Genomic DNA, 290 nt, shown 5'->3' with positions numbered 1-290 from the left:
CAGTTCTTTGAAAGCACGGCGGTAACTGCCTAGAGAATCACCGTAATGCCGCGTCAGTTCCAATAGATAAGATAAACGTCTGTCTCCTCTGGATATTAGCGCTTGCATTACCGACCAGTTATAACTTTCCGGTCGAAAGTTAATACCCTCGCGTCGCAATTCCTTGTCTAACTTTTTGAGGCGTTTTTCGGCTTCTCGATTTACGCCAAACCACTGAAATGGCGTGTGTGCTTTGGGTACAAAGGTACTGCATCCCAATGTTAAGCGTAAACCGGGAGCAGCTCGTTTTA

The 290-nt window shown here is 46.2% G+C and carries 1 protein-coding gene; it reads right to left on the bottom strand.

Annotated features, from left to right (window positions below):
- Nucleotides 1–290, bottom strand: a 290-nt coding sequence (locus tag FLQ44_RS22530) for a hypothetical protein (protein ID WP_206209105.1), incomplete at both ends; no start/stop codon positions are given.

The sequence above is a fragment of the Vogesella mureinivorans genome (assembly GCF_007644035.1).
Classification (GTDB): domain Bacteria; phylum Pseudomonadota; class Gammaproteobacteria; order Burkholderiales; family Chromobacteriaceae; genus Vogesella; species Vogesella mureinivorans.
The sequence above is the reverse complement of the archived record's forward strand: the minus strand, read 5'-3'. Positions and strand labels throughout refer to the sequence as shown.